Annotated in this window: 13 protein-coding genes; 12 read left to right on the top strand and 1 reads right to left on the bottom strand. The window is 45.1% G+C overall.

Going from position 1 to position 17,324, the window contains the following annotated elements; all coding sequences use genetic code 11:
* Positions 1-31: 31 nt before the first annotated feature.
* From ftsA to GYX26_RS01680, 7 genes are all read left to right on the top strand, one after another.
* Positions 32-1,267, top strand: a complete 1,236-nt coding sequence (gene ftsA, locus GYX26_RS01710; RefSeq protein ID WP_100089469.1) for a cell division protein FtsA — start codon at positions 32-34, stop codon at positions 1,265-1,267.
* A gap of 114 nt (positions 1,268-1,381) precedes the next feature.
* Positions 1,382-2,560: a cell division protein FtsZ gene (gene ftsZ, locus GYX26_RS01705; protein WP_100089431.1), complete on the top strand. Its 1,179-nt coding sequence runs from the start codon at positions 1,382-1,384 to the stop codon at positions 2,558-2,560.
* Positions 2,561-2,915: 355 nt separating this feature from the next.
* Complete coding sequence (gene parC, locus GYX26_RS01700) at positions 2,916-5,234, top strand: DNA topoisomerase IV subunit A (RefSeq protein WP_174827783.1); 2,319 nt, start codon at positions 2,916-2,918, stop codon at positions 5,232-5,234.
* A 6-nt stretch (positions 5,235-5,240) separates the two neighbouring features.
* A complete protein-coding gene (locus tag GYX26_RS01695; protein WP_174827782.1) occupies positions 5,241-6,815 on the top strand; it encodes a nitrogen regulation protein NR(II) in 1,575 nt (524 codons plus the stop codon).
* Positions 6,808-8,292 carry a sigma-54 dependent transcriptional regulator gene (locus GYX26_RS01690; RefSeq protein WP_174827781.1) on the top strand — a complete coding sequence of 495 codons (1,485 nt, stop codon included), beginning with the start codon at positions 6,808-6,810 and terminating at the stop codon, positions 8,290-8,292. Before GYX26_RS01695 ends, GYX26_RS01690 begins: the two co-directional genes overlap by 8 nt.
* Before the next feature lie 2 nt (positions 8,293-8,294).
* Positions 8,295-9,053 (top strand): class I SAM-dependent methyltransferase, encoded by a 759-nt coding sequence (locus GYX26_RS01685; RefSeq protein WP_174827828.1) that lies wholly within the window; start codon positions 8,295-8,297, stop codon positions 9,051-9,053.
* Between the two features lie 73 nt (positions 9,054-9,126).
* Positions 9,127-10,113, top strand: a complete 987-nt coding sequence (locus GYX26_RS01680; protein WP_174827780.1) for a hypothetical protein — start codon at positions 9,127-9,129, stop codon at positions 10,111-10,113.
* A 66-nt stretch (positions 10,114-10,179) separates the two neighbouring features.
* Here GYX26_RS01680 and amgK read toward each other — a convergent pair whose 3' ends face one another.
* Complete coding sequence (amgK, locus tag GYX26_RS01675) at positions 10,180-11,184, bottom strand: N-acetylmuramate/N-acetylglucosamine kinase AmgK (protein WP_174827779.1); 1,005 nt, start codon at positions 11,182-11,184, stop codon at positions 10,180-10,182.
* 59 nt (positions 11,185-11,243) lie between these two features.
* On the opposite strand from amgK, the gene GYX26_RS01670 reads away from it, so the two are divergent.
* The 5 genes from GYX26_RS01670 to mlaE all read left to right on the top strand — a co-directional run bounded on the left by GYX26_RS01670 (position 11,244) and on the right by mlaE (position 17,304).
* The gene (locus GYX26_RS01670) at positions 11,244-13,577 is read left to right on the top strand and encodes an LPS-assembly protein LptD (RefSeq protein ID WP_174827778.1); all 2,334 of its coding nucleotides are present in this window, start codon (positions 11,244-11,246) and stop codon (positions 13,575-13,577) included.
* Positions 13,577-14,536 (top strand): peptidylprolyl isomerase, encoded by a 960-nt coding sequence (locus tag GYX26_RS01665; protein ID WP_174827777.1) that lies wholly within the window; start codon positions 13,577-13,579, stop codon positions 14,534-14,536. The genes GYX26_RS01670 and GYX26_RS01665 overlap by 1 nt, the downstream gene beginning before the upstream one ends.
* A gap of 128 nt (positions 14,537-14,664) precedes the next feature.
* Positions 14,665-15,651, top strand: coding sequence for a 4-hydroxythreonine-4-phosphate dehydrogenase PdxA (gene pdxA / locus GYX26_RS01660; RefSeq protein ID WP_174827827.1), 987 nt, complete (start codon positions 14,665-14,667; stop codon positions 15,649-15,651).
* Between the two features lie 76 nt (positions 15,652-15,727).
* Positions 15,728-16,528, top strand: a complete 801-nt coding sequence (locus GYX26_RS01655) for an ABC transporter ATP-binding protein (RefSeq protein WP_174827776.1) — start codon at positions 15,728-15,730, stop codon at positions 16,526-16,528.
* The gene (gene mlaE / locus GYX26_RS01650; protein WP_100089422.1) at positions 16,528-17,304 is read left to right on the top strand and encodes a lipid asymmetry maintenance ABC transporter permease subunit MlaE; all 777 of its coding nucleotides are present in this window, start codon (positions 16,528-16,530) and stop codon (positions 17,302-17,304) included. The genes GYX26_RS01655 and mlaE overlap by 1 nt, the downstream gene beginning before the upstream one ends.
* The last annotated feature ends 20 nt before the right edge of the window (positions 17,305-17,324 follow it).

Below are 17,324 nucleotides of genomic sequence, written 5' to 3'. Positions count from 1 at the left end.
CGATTGATTATTTGAATTTAAAGTGATGACCATGGTTAAAGGTAAAAAATACATCAGTGCACTGGATATCGGCACGTCAAAAGTAATTGCCCTTATTGGTGAGGTACAGGAAGACAACGAAATCCATATTGTTGGTTTGGGACAGGCGCCCTCGCGCGGCTTGAAAGCGGGTATGGTGACCAACATCGAAACCACGGCACAGGCAATCAAACAGGCCATGGAAGAAGCGCAGATGATGGCTGATATACAGGTTGACTGTGTCACAACTGGTATTGCTGGCAATCATATTCGCAGTTTTAATTCACAGGGTGTGGTGAAAATCAAGGATGGTGAAGTCAGTCATGCCGATATCGACCGTGCAATTGAAACTGCCAAGGCTGTAAATATTCCGCCAGATCACGATATCTTGCATACTGTGGTGCAGGAATTTATTATTGATAATCAGCCTGGTGTGCGCGAACCAATTGGTATGAGTGGTGTGCGTCTGGATACGCGCATTCACATTATTACCGGTGCTGTTACTGCCATGCAGAACATTCAGAAATGTGTCAATCGATGCGGTTTGCAAATCAGTAAAATGATTTTACAGCCGCTGGCCAGTGGTCAGGCAGTTTTGACTGAAGATGAAAAAGATCTTGGTGTGTGTGTGATTGACATTGGTGGTGGTACAACAGATATCGCAGTGTATACTAATGGTGCTATCCGGCATACCGCAGTCATTCCTGTAGCCGGTGATTTAATTACCAAAGATCTGGCTCAGGCGTTGCGTACACCCCACAGTGCTGCCGAATACATTAAAATCAATCATGGTGTGGCACTGGCTACTATGGATGGTCTGGATGACATGATTGAAGTACCTAGTGTGGGTGACCGCAATCCACGTCAGATTTCACGCCGTACACTGGCCAGTGTGATTGGTCCGCGTGTGGAAGAAATTCTGGAGTTGACACTGAATGAATTACGTCGTTCAGGTTTCCCGGAAGATGTTCTGACCTCGGGTGTGGTTCTGACCGGGGGCGCATCATTATTACCCGGTATGGTGGAACTGGCGGAGGATGTATTTAATCTGCCCGCGCGTATTGGTGTACCGCAGGAAATGGGTGGTGTATCGGAGCGGATTCGCAATCCGCGTTATGCCACGGCGATTGGTCTGTTACAGGCAGCCTGTGAAGATGAAAATAAAACGGATATGCCGGTAGCTGCTGCTACCGAACCAAAAGAGTCATGGCTAAGAAAATTACAGGACTGGTTTAAGAACAATTTTTAACTTAACTCAAATATTAAATGACAGAATTTTTGCGCATTGTATATAAATGTCTATATAATGATAGTTATACAAAAGTCGATGACGTTTATGCGCAGGTTTTGTCAGGAGACATGAATGCAATTGGTATATGATGTTGTGGAGACAGTAGTCGGTGCTGCAGTTATCAAAGTAATTGGTATCGGTGGTGGTGGCTGTAATGCGATTAACAATATGGTTGAAAATGCGGTCGCCGGTATTGAGTTTATTAGTGCCAATACTGACGCACAGTCTTTACAAAACAGTAAAGCCTCAAAACGCATTCAGCTAGGTAATAATCTGACCCGTGGCCTCGGGGCAGGTGCGGATCCGGAAATTGGCCGTAATGCAGCCATGGAAGACCGTGAAGCATTGTCGGATGCGATCCGCGGTGCCAATATGCTGTTTATCACCACGGGTATGGGTGGTGGTACGGGTACGGGAGCAGCGCCAGTGGTAGCTGAGCTGGCCAAGGAAATGGGCATTTTGACTGTTGCCGTGGTTACCCGTCCTTTTGAATATGAAGGTAAACGCATTCAGGTAGCCAATAACGGGATTGAAATTCTAAAAAACACCGTTGATTCACTGATTGTGATCCCAAATGACAAGCTGATGTCAGCGCTGGGTGAAGATGTGAGTATGCGTGAAGCTTTCCGCGCGGCAGACAATGTATTGCGCAATGCTGTAGCAGGGATTGCGGAAGTCATCACCAATCCGGGTATTATTAATCTGGACTTTGCCGATGTGAAAAATGTGATGAGCATCATGGGCATGGCAATGATGGGCTCCGGCAGTGCGCATGGTGTTGACCGTGCTCGTATTGCTACCGAACAGGCTATTGCCAGCCCACTGCTGGATGACGTTACTCTGGATGGTGCACAAGGTGTTCTGGTTAACATTACTACTGCGCCGGGTTGCCTGAAAATGTCTGAATACAAGGAAATCATGTGCATGATTGATGAATATGCGCATGATGACGCAGCCCTGAAATATGGTACATCTGAAGACGCAAGCATGGAAGAGGGTGAAATCCGGGTAACCATCATTGCTACTGGTTTGCAGGAACAGAAAGTTTTACACCATCAGCAGCCAAGTAGTCTGCGTGTGCTGCAGACTGTACAGTCTACTGGTACTGACGATGCCTATCCGGATATTGGTAGTGTGGTACGTTCTGGCCGCAGTGCGCGAAGCATGAATCTGGCCGCTGCTGATTTTTCTAATCAGTCTGTGCTGGATGATTTTGAAATTCCGGCAGTTATCCGTCGACAGGCTGATTGATATTCCATAGGTATCGGAGCTGTCCAGAATAAATTCTGGACAGCTTTTTTTCATTGTCTGAAAATAAAAAATGTTGTTTAAAGTGATAAATTGTTAAAAAAGAAAAAATCATTCATAAAGCTAATAGGCTGTGCCCGCTATTCAAATGCGAAATCAGACCGTGCGCAGAATCTGTATGGTATGAAAATTACCGGTGGTTTTAACGTATTAATATCTGCTTTTATGCTGCTGATATTCAGCCATTACCTTGTAATCAAATCAAAATCAGGCAGTTTTGGGAATAAGACGGAAATCCCTTACAATAGATAGCCTGAGTAATCTGTTTCAGATAAAAATTTAGTGAAGTCAAAATGATATGAGTGAAGTGATCCAACAATCAGACCGTGGTGACGATTATCTGTTATTGGGGCAGTATGCCGAACGTGCTTACCTTGCCTATGCCATGAGTGTGGTAAAAGGACGGGCGTTGCCTGATGTAGCGGATGGTCAGAAACCAGTGCAACGGCGCATTCTGTATGCCATGAAAGACATGGGGCTGGTACATGGAGCCAAGCCTGTAAAGTCGGCACGTGTGGTGGGTGAAATTCTGGGTAAATATCATCCGCATGGTGACGCATCTGCTTATGATGCGATGGTACGGATGGCTCAGGATTTTACCTTGCGCTACCCCCTGATTGACGGGATTGGTAATTTTGGCTCCCGCGATGGCGATAGTGCTGCGGCCATGCGCTATACCGAAGCACGATTAACACCGATTGCTGAATTATTGTTGTCAGAAATCGATATGGGCACAGTGGATTTTATTCCCAATTATGATGGTGCCTTTGTTGAACCCACAGTATTGCCGGCACGATTGCCAATGATATTGCTCAATGGTGCTTCCGGTATTGCAGTAGGGTTGGCAACTGAAATTCCTTCACATAATCTGCGTGAGGTCAGTGCTGCTGCTGTGGTATTGTTGAAACAGCCAGCTCTGGATACAGCAGCATTAATGCAATATTTGCCTGGTCCTGACTTTGCTGGCGGCGGACAGATTATTACCGCGCCGGAAGATATTCAGACAATTTATGCACAGGGTAAGGGCAGTATCCGGGTACGTGCACGTTATGAAATTGAAAAACTGGCACGCGGGCACTGGCGTGCTATAGTTACCGAATTGCCGCCAGGAACTTCTGCGCAGAAAATTCTGGCAGAGATAGAAGAACAGACTAATCCGAAACCCAAAACTGGCAAAAAAAATCTGACGCAGGAGCAGCAAAATACACGTACCCTGATGTTATCACTGTTGGAAAGGGTACGTGATGAGTCAGATGGGCAAGCTCCAGTGCGCCTGGTGTTTGAACCTAAATCCAGTCGTCTGCAACCGGAAGAGTTTATGAATACTCTGCTGGCACAAACCAGCCTGGAAGGCAATGTGTCAGTTAATCTGGTTATGATGGGACAGAATAATAAACCGGCACAAAAAAATCTATACCAGATTCTGCGTGAATGGCTGGATTTTCGTATTCTGACCGTCACCCGACGCTTGCAATACCGATTGCAGCAGGTGGAAAAACGCATTCATATACTGCAAGGCAGGCAGACAGTTTTTCTGCACATTGATGAAGTTATTCGGGTTATCCGTGAATCAGATGAACCAAAACATGAACTGATTTCTACGTTTGGTTTAAGCGAAATACAGGCAGATGATATTCTGGAAATCCGTTTACGCCAGTTGGCCAGACTGGAATGGATTAAGCTGGAAACTGAACTGAACAAACTGCAACAGGAACGTGAACAGTTAACCACTTTGTTAGAGGACGAAAAAGCCAAGAAACGTCTGGTTATCAAAGAAATAGAGGCAGATACCAAAATTTATGGTGATGAACGGCGCACACTTATTCAACCCGCTGAGCGGGCCACACTTACCCAGACTACTGCTGACGAACCGGTAACACTGGTATTGTCCCAGAAAGGCTGGTTGAAAACGCGGGTAGGGCATAATCTGGATTTAAGCCAGACCACTTTCAAGGAAGGTGATGGTCTGTTGCAGGCGGTGGAAGGGCGTACGGTATGGCCGGTGATATTACTCGACTCAAACGGGCGTGCCTACAGCGTAGATGCAGCCAGTATTCCCGGCGGACGTGGTGATGGTGTACCAGCCGGCTCGCTGGTTGAGCTGGATAAGGGAGCGAGAATAGTGGCTATGCTTAGTGCCTTACCCCAGCAGCACTATGTGCTTGCCAACAGTGGCGGATATGGTTTTGTAGTTGCATTCAAAGATCTGGTTAGCCGTACTAAAAGCGGCAAGGTAATCATGACTGTCAATGGTGATGAAACCTTGTTGCCACCACTGCCAGTACCGGCTGATTGTCTGGCTGTCACTGGTAATACTCAGCTTATTGCCGTTTCCAGCGCCAACCGTCTGCTGGCTTTCCCGCTGCATGAACTAAAAATCATGACTAAAGGCCGTGGCCTGCAAATCATGAGTTTGCCGGCTGATGACAATCTGCATTATCTTGTGCTGACGGATGCAGCAGAATTTACGCTGGAAACACAGGGTAAACGCGGCGGACGTTATCAGGAAATTTTACGCGTGCAGGATATCAGCAACAAGCGTGGACATAAAGGCAAAGAATTAAGCGTTACTGGTGATATTGTTGCTGTATATGGTGATTTAAATAACGGAAATTAAGCTGGTATGAAAAACCGCATAAATGACTGGCCGCAATATCTGGACAGGCTTGCTGCACTGCTCAATATTGCCCGCATGAGCCTGCTGTTTTCTATCATGACGTTTTATGTGCTGACCCAGAGCATGGATGAACTGGGTTCGGCTGTACCGATATTCAATAAAATTGAACTTTATAGCTGGGCAACACTATACGCATTTCTGATATTGTTTTCCATGCTGGTGCCACGCTGGCAGAATCAGCAGGATGCGTTACCAAATGTTAATGCTGCGGTAGACATCACCATGATTGCCTGGCTGATGAGCATGGGTGGCGGTGTAGGCAGTGGTTTTGGTATTTTGCTGTTGCCATTTGTGGGTTCGGCCTGTCTGTTCAGCCGTGGTCGTTATCCGATGATTTATGCAGGCTATGTTACTTTGCTGATCATTATCATGACTTGGTTACAGATAAGTCGCGATGGTTTTGAAAATATCAGTATGCGGATATGTACCATAGCCGTTACGCTAATTGCTGCTGTCTATTTCGTGGCCTGTCTGACCGCCTATGTTGCTACTTCGCTGGCGCGTTCGCAAAACCTGCAATATCAGCAATCGCAAATGCTGGATAGTTACCGTCACTTGCTCGATCGTGCATTCAATTATGTACAGGAAGGTGTGGTAGTACTGGATGAAAGTGGTCTGGTATGGTTAATCAACCGTAAAGCGCAGAATTATTTTCCGATGCTGGTGGCTGATACACGCACAGCACTATTTCGTCAGGTTATGCACTACTGGCACACGGAGCAGAAAAATATTTTTGAAATGAACTGTACGCTGAATGGCTGGCCGATGCGGGTGCATGCACGGCTGCTGCAGGAGGCCAATACCCCTTTATTGATGCTGTCAATGCGCTCACGTACAGAAGTTGATCAGGAGGCTATGGCAATCAAACTGGCTTCATTAGGACAATTAACGGCCAATCTGGCGCATGAAATCCGTAATCCGATGTCGGCAGTGCGTCAGGCCAATGAACTATTACAGGAAGAAGAACACGACCCAGTACGGCTGAAACTATTTCATATTGTGGATAATAATATCGGCCGTATTGATAAAATGCTCGAAGACATCAGCATGCTGAATAAGCGTGATAAAAAAAATAAGCAGGCAATTGATTTACGCGTTTTCTGGTCTGCATTTGTACAGGAATTTGTGTTGATTAAGCCACAGGCTGTAAATTGTATTCGATTGGAAGTCGACAGTGCTCATTTGATTGTCTGGTGTGATTCAGTACATTTACAACAGATTATATGGAATCTGATGAATAATGCCTGGCGCCACAGTTTGCAGGATAGACAGGCTATTCGAGTGGTTATTCAAAAACAGGCGCAGCAGCAAATTTCGATTACAGTAATAGATAATGGTGCAGGTGTAAGTGCTGAAAACCAATTACACCTGTTTGAACCATTTTTTACAACTGAAGCCAGCGGGACGGGACTGGGGCTGTATGTAGCGCGTGAACTTGCTCAGGCCAACCATGGCCAGTTAAATTATCGCCCACAGTTGAATGGATTTGAACTGACATTGCCAAGGATGGTTAATGAATAGTCACATAGATTTAAAAAAGCCGGTATTAGTGATAGACGATGAAGCTGATATCCGTGATTTAATGGAATTAACCCTGATTAAAATGGGTTTATCCGTACAAACTGCTGCGGGCGTGGCTGAAGCCAAAAAGGCTTTACGTAACCATGCCTTTTCATTGGTACTCACGGATATGCGTATGCCGGATGGCTCCGGTCTGGAAATTGTTGATTATATTACCGCCCAGAATCTGGATATTCCGATTGCGGTGATTACAGCCTACGGGAATGCTGCACAGGCTGTAGAGGCACTGAAAAATGGTGCTTTCGACTATTTGCAAAAACCGATTACTCTGGCACAACTGCGTACTCTGGTTAAGTCTGTGATTACAATTAATAATAATGCTGCTGAAACCGAGCCGGGCAGTAAAATGGCAACAGAACCGCAACAGTCTGATAAGAAACTGAAAAATAAACCAGCTTCCGGCAAGGTCAGCGAAACACAAACATCTGCACGTGAGCGCTTACTGGGTAATTCACCGTTAATCGCAGAAGTGCGGCAACTTATCGGTAAACTGGCCAAAAGTAATGTACCAGTATACATCGCAGGAGAATCCGGCAGTGGTAAAGAGCAGGCAGCACGCAGTATTCATGAGCAGTCGGCACGCAGAGATAAGGCGTTTGTTGCGGTAAATTGCGGAGCCATACCAGAAGCGCTGATGGAAAGTGAATTTTTTGGTTATAAAAAAGGCAGCTTTACCGGTGCCGATACTGATAGAGCAGGTTTTTTCCTGCATGCTGATGGCGGTACATTATTTCTGGATGAAGTGGCTGATTTGCCATTATCGATGCAGGTTAAATTGCTGCGTGCCATTCAGGAACGTGCCGTACGCCGGATTGGCGAGATGGAAGAAAAGCAGGTTGATGTGCGCATTATCTGTGCAACACATAAAGATTTGAATGCTCTGGTTGAGTCGGGACAGTTTCGGCAGGACTTATTTTACCGTCTGAATGTGGTATCCATTACTATGCCGCCTTTACGTGAATTACGTGATGATTTGCCGCAGTTGATTCAGGTTTTGTTGCAGCGAATTTTACACGACGAAACCATGACATTGACTGCTGCTGCTGAAAAAGCCCTGTTGCAATACAGCTATCCGGGCAATTTCCGCGAACTGGAAAATATTCTGGAACGGGCTATTGCCTTATCCAAAAATCAGATTATAGAAGTTGACGATTTACAGATTCATAGTCATCAACTGGATACACAGAGTACTGTATCTACCGACAGTAGCAGCAACTTATCGCCAGACAGCCATGCATTGCCTCAGGATTTTCAGTTTGGACATACCCAGATACAGGATTATCTGGACGATGTAGAACGACATATCTTGCAGCAGGCATTGGTACAAACCCGCTATAACCGCACGCAGGCGGCCAAACTGCTGGGTATCAGCTTTCGATCCATGCGTTACCGGATGGAACGGTTGGGTATTGCCTGATGATGCAACCACTGGTTTTGACTGGTCAGATAACAGACCTAACGAATCTGCCCACCCATTTGAAGAATTTGTTCGCCACTGAAAAGTTACATTACCAGCCGCAGCCACCTGCACAAGGATTGTATCTCCTATACGAAGACAGTGGTCTTGCTCTGGCTAAAGCCGGACATAAGGGTGTAGTGCGTGTGGATTTTGTACAGGGTACGGCACGACACCGGCGTCTGTTTGGCGGGGGTGAATTATTGGCACGTGCGGTTCAGGCTAAAAATCAGCCGCTTGTATGGGATGCCACCGGTGGTTTAGGCCGTGATGCGTTTGTAATGGCATCATTGGGTTTAGAAGTTGTGGTGTTTGAACACAACCCCTATGTTTATGCTTTACTGGCAGATGGTTTGCAGCGTGCACTGGCAGATGAGCAGACAACATCGATAGCACAACGGATTAGTCTGTATTATGGCAGTATTATTTTGTTGCAAACGGAGCAAAAGCAGATACCATTACCCGCTGTGGTGTATCTGGATCCGATGTATCCACAAAAGCAGAAATCAGCAGCAGTAAAAAAGGAAATGGCCTATTTTCATGAATTACTTGGCACTGCTGATGCGAATAATGATAAGGCTTTACTGCTGGCCGCACAAAAGTTTGCTCAAAAGCGGGTTGTGGTAAAACGGCCGGCTAATGGTGTGGTTTTGGCAGAAAAAACACCAGCGTTTCAGTATTTAGGCAAAACCACGCGATTTGACGGGTATATGCCTTTATAATTTAAGAAAAACACGTTTTTATTGATCAGGATTATTTAGCTGGCAATATATTTTGTACGGAGGAGGATAACAGATGGCCAGAAAAGTCTGGGCATATGCCAAAGATAAAAATCATCAGTTTATCTATGAAAAGCAATCGGAACAGTTGAAAATTTTTTATATTTGGGATGTTCTGAGATTAAAAGCACGAAATCCGGACGAATATAAAGAACTCAAGTTTTATTCTACTGAGTTTGATGAAATTAATCGCTTGGAATTAACTGCATCCGAACATGGTTTTTTTAAGTACAAATCTGAGCAAATTGATGAAGAGACAAGAGAATCCATTTATCATTCTACAGCGATGCTGGTATTGATGGAAATGCCTCAAATCAATTTCATTATTGATAATGATAATTATCTTTTTACTTTTTCAAAATTTTTAGTTGAGCCCTGCCTGCGTTTCAAACATTTTGACAAAAATGAAGAGAAATACTATCCAGACCTTGTTGGTTATTTTGATGATAATTGTGAGCTATATGATAAATGGCATGGGTGTGTAGCTATTGAAGTTGTTTTTACTAGTAATTGTCACTTTAAAAAAGTAAATTCAATTGAAAAAAATCATATTCCCATCATTGAAGTAAGTATCTCTGAAAAATTAAAGCTACGAACAGAATTCTGTGGCGAAATAAAATTTACCGTGGCAGATGTTGAAAAATATTATCATGCACTGAAAAAAATGTTTGCTAATAAGGTGTTTGGAAAAATCCGTTCTGATCCAGTGTCTAAAAAATTTTATCAAAATGAAATAGATAATCTGCAAAATTCACACCGGCAGAATTTAATTGCATTAGAGAGTAAACAACAATTACATCATGTCGCGAAGCTAACATTAGAAAGACAGTTCAATCTGTTAAATATAGAACATGAAAAAATCAAAGTTGAAATGTCTAACTTACAAAGTTTAATGGAACAAATGCGACAAAGAGAATGGCATTTGAATAACAGATTAAATTACTATACAACAATGGGATTCTGGCAAAAACTTAAATTGTTATTTCAAAATCCTGTTGATTAGATTAAAAAAGCTGCTTACAGATAAAGCAGCTTGGATATTTTTATTTTTCAGATGTGGCTGACCATTTCAGAAAGTGTAACCGGTCTGGACTTCTTCGGCTCCTATCAGCTCGGTTATTAATTGCAGTAATGGGCGCAATTCATGATAACGGCGGCTGGTCTTACGCAAGTATTTCAGGAAACGATGAATTTCACCGCGATATTTGTCTTTACCATCGCGATAATACAAGCGGGCAAAGATACCGGCTACTTTCAGATGGCGCTGCACGCCCATCCATTCAAATTCACGGTAAAACTGATCAAAATCAGTACGCACTGGTAGCCCGGCAGCCCGTGCTTTTTCCCAGTAACGAATGACAATATCAAGGACAAATTCTTCATCCCATTCGATAAAGGCATCACGTAATAACGATACCAGATCATAAGTAATCGGGCCATACAATGCATCCTGAAAATCCAGAATACCGGGGCGGTCATGGGTGAGCATTATATTGCGCACAATGTAATCGCGATGCACATAAACCTGTGGCTGTGCCAGAATAACGGGTAGAATAGCGGTAACGCTTTGCTGCCACAGTTGTTGCTGCTTTTCAGTTAAAGACAGACCAAGCTCTTTCTGAACATACCATTCAGGAAAGAGTTGCATTTCACGCTTTAATACAGCTTCATCATATACCGGAAGCTGATCAGGAAGACTGGCTGTTTGCAGTTTGATGAGTTCATCAATCGCTTCCAGCAATAATATTTTATGTACTTCAGTACGTTTATCCTGTTCCAGTGCAGCCAGATAGGGTGTATTGCCAAAGTCTTCCAGAGCCATAAATCCCAGTTGCTCATCTGCATGATAAATTTCCGGTACGTTGATGGCCTGAAAAAGTTCCTGAACTTTCATATAAGGCTGAATACTCATTTTATCCGGAGGCGCATCCATGCAGATTACTGTGTGGCCATCGTTAAAAGTAGCACGAAAATAGCGCCGGAAATCGGCATCGGCGGCAGCGAAGCTTAGAGCAAAATCCTGTTGTGGATAGCAGGTATGAAACCATTTTTTTAATGCAGATTCTCGTTGCATGACATTTTTCAGGTTAAAATAAACACTATTTTAACTGGCAAAGCCGTTAAGGTGATACTTTGTCCTACTTATTCTCTCCCAAACCATTGGTTCTGGCACTAACAACGGTTTTTTGTGCCTTACCCGGGCTTGCTTTTGCTGCCTCTCCCTTGTCTATGGGTGAGGGCAATGTCTGTACAGCGCCACAGCGGCCGAAAAATTTTGTCAAACCAGTGCAGAGCAGTGGCGAAGCCAACCCCGGTACCGATGTCACACGGGTAGTGGCCGATGATGTCAACGGACAGTCACAGGTTCAGGTACATGCCAAAGGCAATGTCATTATAGAGCGTAATGATGTTACCCTGAATTCAGACTGGGCTGATTATGATCAGCAGACGCAGATTATTAAAGCAGGTGATCACTTCACACTGGATAATGGTCAGGGGCGTGTTACGGGTGAACATGTAACCTACGACATGGCTAAAGGTACGGGTGTAGGTGATGCTGGACGCTTTGAGATGGAAAAGGACAATCGGCGTTTACAAGGTGTTGGTGATGAAATACAGATGGGTGGCAAAAATCGCTACCGTCTGCAAAGTGCCAAATTCAATACCTGTAATCCGGGTGACGACAGCTGGTATATCCGCTCCGGTAGTATTGATCTGGATTACGACAAAAATGTTGGTGTGGCGCGTAATGCAACGCTGGTGTTTGGTGGGGTACCACTGTTTTACACACCATGGATTGATTTCCCGTTAAACGGCAGCCGTAAAAGCGGTTTTCTGGCACCTACTATCAAGGGCGGTTCTGATGGCTTTGAACTAATGACCCCCTATTACCTGAATCTGGCGCCCAACTATGATGCGACTATTCGTCCGCATTTTATCAGCAGCCGTGGTATACAGCTGGGTGGTGATTTTCGCTATCTGCAACCCAAATATCAGGGACAGCTTAGTGCCGACTGGGTACCTAGTGACCAGAAAAGCAGTCACAAAAATCGTGCAGAAATCGATTTTACGCATACCCAGCAACTGGCAAAGGGGTTAACAGGGGGCATTGATTACCATCAGGTTTCAGATGATGATTACCGCCGTGATTTCTGGCATGGTGACAGTGGTAGTGTTAATCTGAACCGGCAGGCATGGCTGAATTACCATCAGGATTTATGGGGTGGTACTTTTGATGGCAATTTAATGGTACAGAAATACCAAACTCTGGCTTCCACCAGTGGTTATAAAGATCAGCCCTATTCACGTTTGCCTCATCTCTCTGCTACCTGGAATCGTTATTTTGGCAATCACTACACGGTTAATGTGTATGCAGAGGCAACCCATTTTGAAGGTCGACAAACTGGGCATAAAGATTGGCTGTATAAATACCCCAACGGCACTCGTCTGGTGTTATTGCCAGCCTTTACGGCTGATTATGCCAACAGCTGGGGTTATGTTCGGCCGAAACTGAGTTTTCATGCCACTCATTATGATATGAGCAGGCAGAATAATCAGGATAGCCGCAGTATGGATCGGGCTGTGCCAATACTCAGTGTAGACTCAGGTGTGACGTTTGAGCGCTTGTGGAAAACCCGCCGTTTGCATAAAGGCTTTATCCAGACGCTGGAACCACGCCTGTTTTATACCTACATTCCGAAACGGAATCAGGATGATATGCCGCTGTTTGATACTGCTGAAAACAGCTTTACTTACGACCAGCTATTCCGTGAAAACCGCTATTCCGGTCAGGACAGAATCAATGCGGCCAATTTTCTGACCACAGCACTACAATCACGCGTATACGACAGCACCAGTGGTATAGAGCGTTTTGCTGCCGGTATTGGTCAGCGTTTTTATTTCAGTGATGATAATGTTAAACTGAATGACAACACTCCAAAAAATAAAGAACGCAAACGTTCAGATATAGTTGCTTTCGGCCGTGCTGCCCTGAGTAATCACATTACGGCTGAATCCAAATGGCATTACAATCAGGATTTGAAAACGTCTGAAAGTTATAATTTTGGCATCCGCTATACACCCAAACCGGGTAAAACAATAAGCGTACGCTATAAATATGGGCGTGACGAAAATTTATATGATGATGTTTATGGCAAAATGCGGGCAATCGATGTCGGCGTACAATGGCCATTAACCCGCAACTACTACCTAGTGGCCAGACAAAACTACGATATTACTCACAGCACTACTCTGAATCAGACAGTAGGTTTTGAATATCAGAGTCCATGTCATTGCTGGAGTGCTGGTTTGGTAGGTACGCGTTATACAGATGACTACCAAAAACGCAAAACCGCCGTATTATTTCAATTACAGCTGCGTGATCTGACTGGAGTAGGTAACGGGCCACTCAATCAGCTTAGTTCGCAAATCCCCGGTTACAGTAATACATATGAGGTAAAACATTAATGAAACGCATACATACCTGGCTGACAGCAACCATGTTGGCTGTTTCCTTACCTTCAGCACTGGCACAGGATATTAAACCAGTCGATAACATTATCGCTATTGTCAATGATGATGTAATTACACGGCAGGAGCTGGATCTGGTTACTGCACAGATGCGTTCACAATTGCCAAATGGTCAGAATATCAGCACTGCAGATTTGCAACAGCAGGCACTGGCGCAGCTGATACGTAAAGATTTACTGGTGCAGGCAGCCAAACGTGCCAATATCCGTCTGAGTGATGCTGATATAAATGAAGCAATTGAACAGTTTGCAGCACAACGGCACATGAGTGTTAATGAATTGATTCAGCGCATTGCTAAAGAAGGTATTAACGAAAAACACTTACGCCGTACCATGACTGAAAACCTGCTGGCACAGAAAATTGAACAGAGCGAAATAATGGGTAAAAGTCAGGTAAGTGATGCGGAGATTGATGACGCTATTGCCCGTGCACAGCAGGAAGGTCGGCAATTACCGCCACCAGTGACTGCCTATTCCTATCATGTACAACATATTCTGCTGAAAAACGATAACGATATTACGCGTAAACTGATTGTGCAGATTGCTCAGCAGGCACGTTCTGGTGCCTCATTTGAGCAGTTGGCACGGCAATATTCTCAGGATGGTAGTGCGCAGAATGGTGGTGATCTGGGCTGGATTATTGATGGAGAAACTGTACCGCCATTTGAAGCTGCCGTGAAATCATTGCAGCCTGGACAGATATCCATGCCAGTACGTACCCAGTTTGGCTGGCATGTGATTCGTCTGGTAGACGTGAGAAGTAATGACAGCCCACAGGAGCGCCAACGTAATGGCATGCGTGCAGTGCTGGTACAGGAAAAACGCGAGATTTTATTACAGAATTTCCTCAAACAGCTGCATGATCAGGCCTATATCAATATCCGTCCTCTGGATTGATGCTTCTAAAGAAGGCTAATCCACACATCTGGCAGCCAGATTAGCAACTGTTCTATGCATTCTGGCTGTATACGATGTTTTATTGACATCCCAGTAGCTAATGCAGACAGAATACTGATATGTATCACATGAATAACCAGCCAGTTATTGCTGTTACCAGTGGTGAACCAGCAGGCATCGGCCCCGACATTTGTCTGGATTTGGCTGTCTGTGCATTACCGGTACGCATAGTGGTATTGGGGGATATACTGCTATTACAGAAGCGGGCGGCACTACTGGGTAAAAATGTAATTATCCAGCCTTATCAGTCTGAGGGTAAATCTGTACCTGGGACACTGGAAGTGTGTCACATTCCAGTTCAGGTACCGGCGCAAGCCAGAATATTAAATGTGCACAATGCCGCTTATGTTTTGCAGTTGCTGGACAGAGCATATATTGGTATTCAGCAGGGTGAATTTGCTGCCATGGTGACTGCTCCGGTGCATAAAGGAATCATCAACGACAGTGGTATCCCTTTTAGTGGTCACACAGAATATCTGGCCGCCAAAAGTGCAACGTCACGGGTAGTAATGATGCTTGCCGGCGGCGGTTTGAAAGTGGCCTTGGCTACTACCCATTTACCGCTGCGAAACGTAGCAGATGCCTTGACAACAGAGCTTTTAACTGAAGTATTAACCATTCTGCATCGCGATTTACAGCAAAAATTTGGCCTGCTACAGCCACGTATTCTGGTTGCAGGGCTCAATCCACATGCTGGTGAAAACGGCCATCTGGGGCATGAGGAAAATAACATTATTATGCCGGTAATCCACCAGCTACAGCAGCAAGGCATGAAAATCACCGGGCCATTTCCGGCAGATACTCTGTTTCAGCCTTTTATGCTCAAGCAGGCTGATGCCGTTCTGGCCATGTATCATGATCAGGGCTTGCCAGTATTAAAGTATGCAAGTTTTGGTGAGGGTGTGAATATTACCTTGGGATTGCCTTTTATCCGTACTTCAGTGGATCATGGCACGGCACTGGATATTGCTGGTACAGGCAAAGCTACCAGTAGCAGCCTGTTTGCTGCAATTGATGCCGCAGTGGGCATGAGCGAGTACTGGAAGCTTAATTAGTATGCCCAGCCGTATTTGATAAATACTGGCAGACATCATAAAATCTAAATTGCTATACGGCATGGGAAATCTTAATATGGCTACGCCGTTTATTGAAATGAAAGATGTGAGCTTCGCTTATGGCGATCGCCCTATTCTGAAAAACATTAATTTTAAACTGGAACAGGGTAGCTTTACCGCTATCATGGGTAGTTCCGGCAGTGGTAAAACCACACTGTTGCGCCTGATGACCGGCCAGATTACCGCACAGCAGGGGCAAGTGCTGATCAATGGTCGCGATATTGCCAAATTTAGTCGTGAAGAGCTGTATCACCACCGCCGCAATATGGGTGTATTGTTTCAGTTTGGCGCCCTGTTTACGGATTTGTCTGTTTTCGATAATGTGGCCTTTCCGATGCGGGAGCACACTCATTTGCCGGAAAGCATGATTCATGATCTGGTAATTATGAAGCTGAATGCAGTTGGTTTGCGCGGTGTAGAGAGCTTAATGCCATCCGAACTTTCCGGCGGCATGTCACGCCGAGTGGCACTGGCACGCACCATTGCACTGGATCCGGCACTATTATTATATGATGAACCATTTACCGGACTGGATCCGATTTCACTTGGCGTGATAGCCAGTCTGGTAAGTAAAATCAACAACGCTTTGCAAACCACCAGTATCATGGTGACACACGATATTCAGCAATCTCTGGATATTGCCAGCCATGTGGTATTTCTGGCACATGGAGAGATTATTTTTTCCGGTTCTCCACAAGAAATGCGTGAACTGGATTCACCATGGATAAATCAGTTTATTCATGGGCAGGCTGACGGGCCGGTAGCATTCCGCTATCCGGTAACCACTACCTTACAACAGGATTTAAACATCGCGTGATGAAAGCAATTGAGCAACTGGGTGCAAAAACCCTGAGTTTTGTCCAGCATCTGGGGCGGGCAACATTATTCCTGTTTGCTGCCTTGTTGCGCAGTGGAACTGTTTTACGCCGCCCGGGTCTGATGATTCGGCAAATGTATTTTTCCGGTGTTCTCTCGATCATCATTATTGCTGTATCCGGGCTGTTTGTCGGTATGGTGCTGGGCTTGCAGGCCTATACACAGCTGGCCAAATTCAAATCAGCCGATATCCTTGGCTATATGGTGGCGGCAGCCATGTTGCGGGAACTGGGGCCTGTACTTGCGGCGATTCTGTTTGCCAGCAGTGCCGGCGGCGCAATGACCAGTGAGATTGGATTGATGAAAACCACTGAGCAACTGGAAGCGATGAATGTCATGGCTATTGATCCGGTGGCACGGGTGGTGGCGCCGCGTTTCTGGGCCGGTGTGCTTTCCATGCCCTTACTGGCCTCTATATTCAATGTGGCTGGCGTATATGGTGCTTATCTGATTGGCGTAAGATATTTTGGTATGGACAGCGGTGTGTTCTGGGGACAAATGCAGAATAATCTGGATTTTCATTATGATGTCGTAAACGGCCTGATTAAATCACTGGTGTTTGGCGTGGTAGTCACTCTGATTGCGGTTTATCAGGGCTTTTATGCAAAGCCTACTTCAGAAGGCATTTTGCGTGCCAATACACGTACCGTAGTATCCAGCTCTCTGACTATTCTGGCTGTGGATTTTATGCTGACGGCTCTGATGTTTACCAAATAAGATACAGATTAACAGGGTAA

The organism is Snodgrassella sp. ESL0253 (assembly GCF_013344965.1).
Lineage (GTDB): Bacteria > Pseudomonadota > Gammaproteobacteria > Burkholderiales > Neisseriaceae > Snodgrassella > Snodgrassella alvi_B.
The sequence above is the reverse complement of the archived record's forward strand: the minus strand, read 5'-3'. Positions and strand labels throughout refer to the sequence as shown.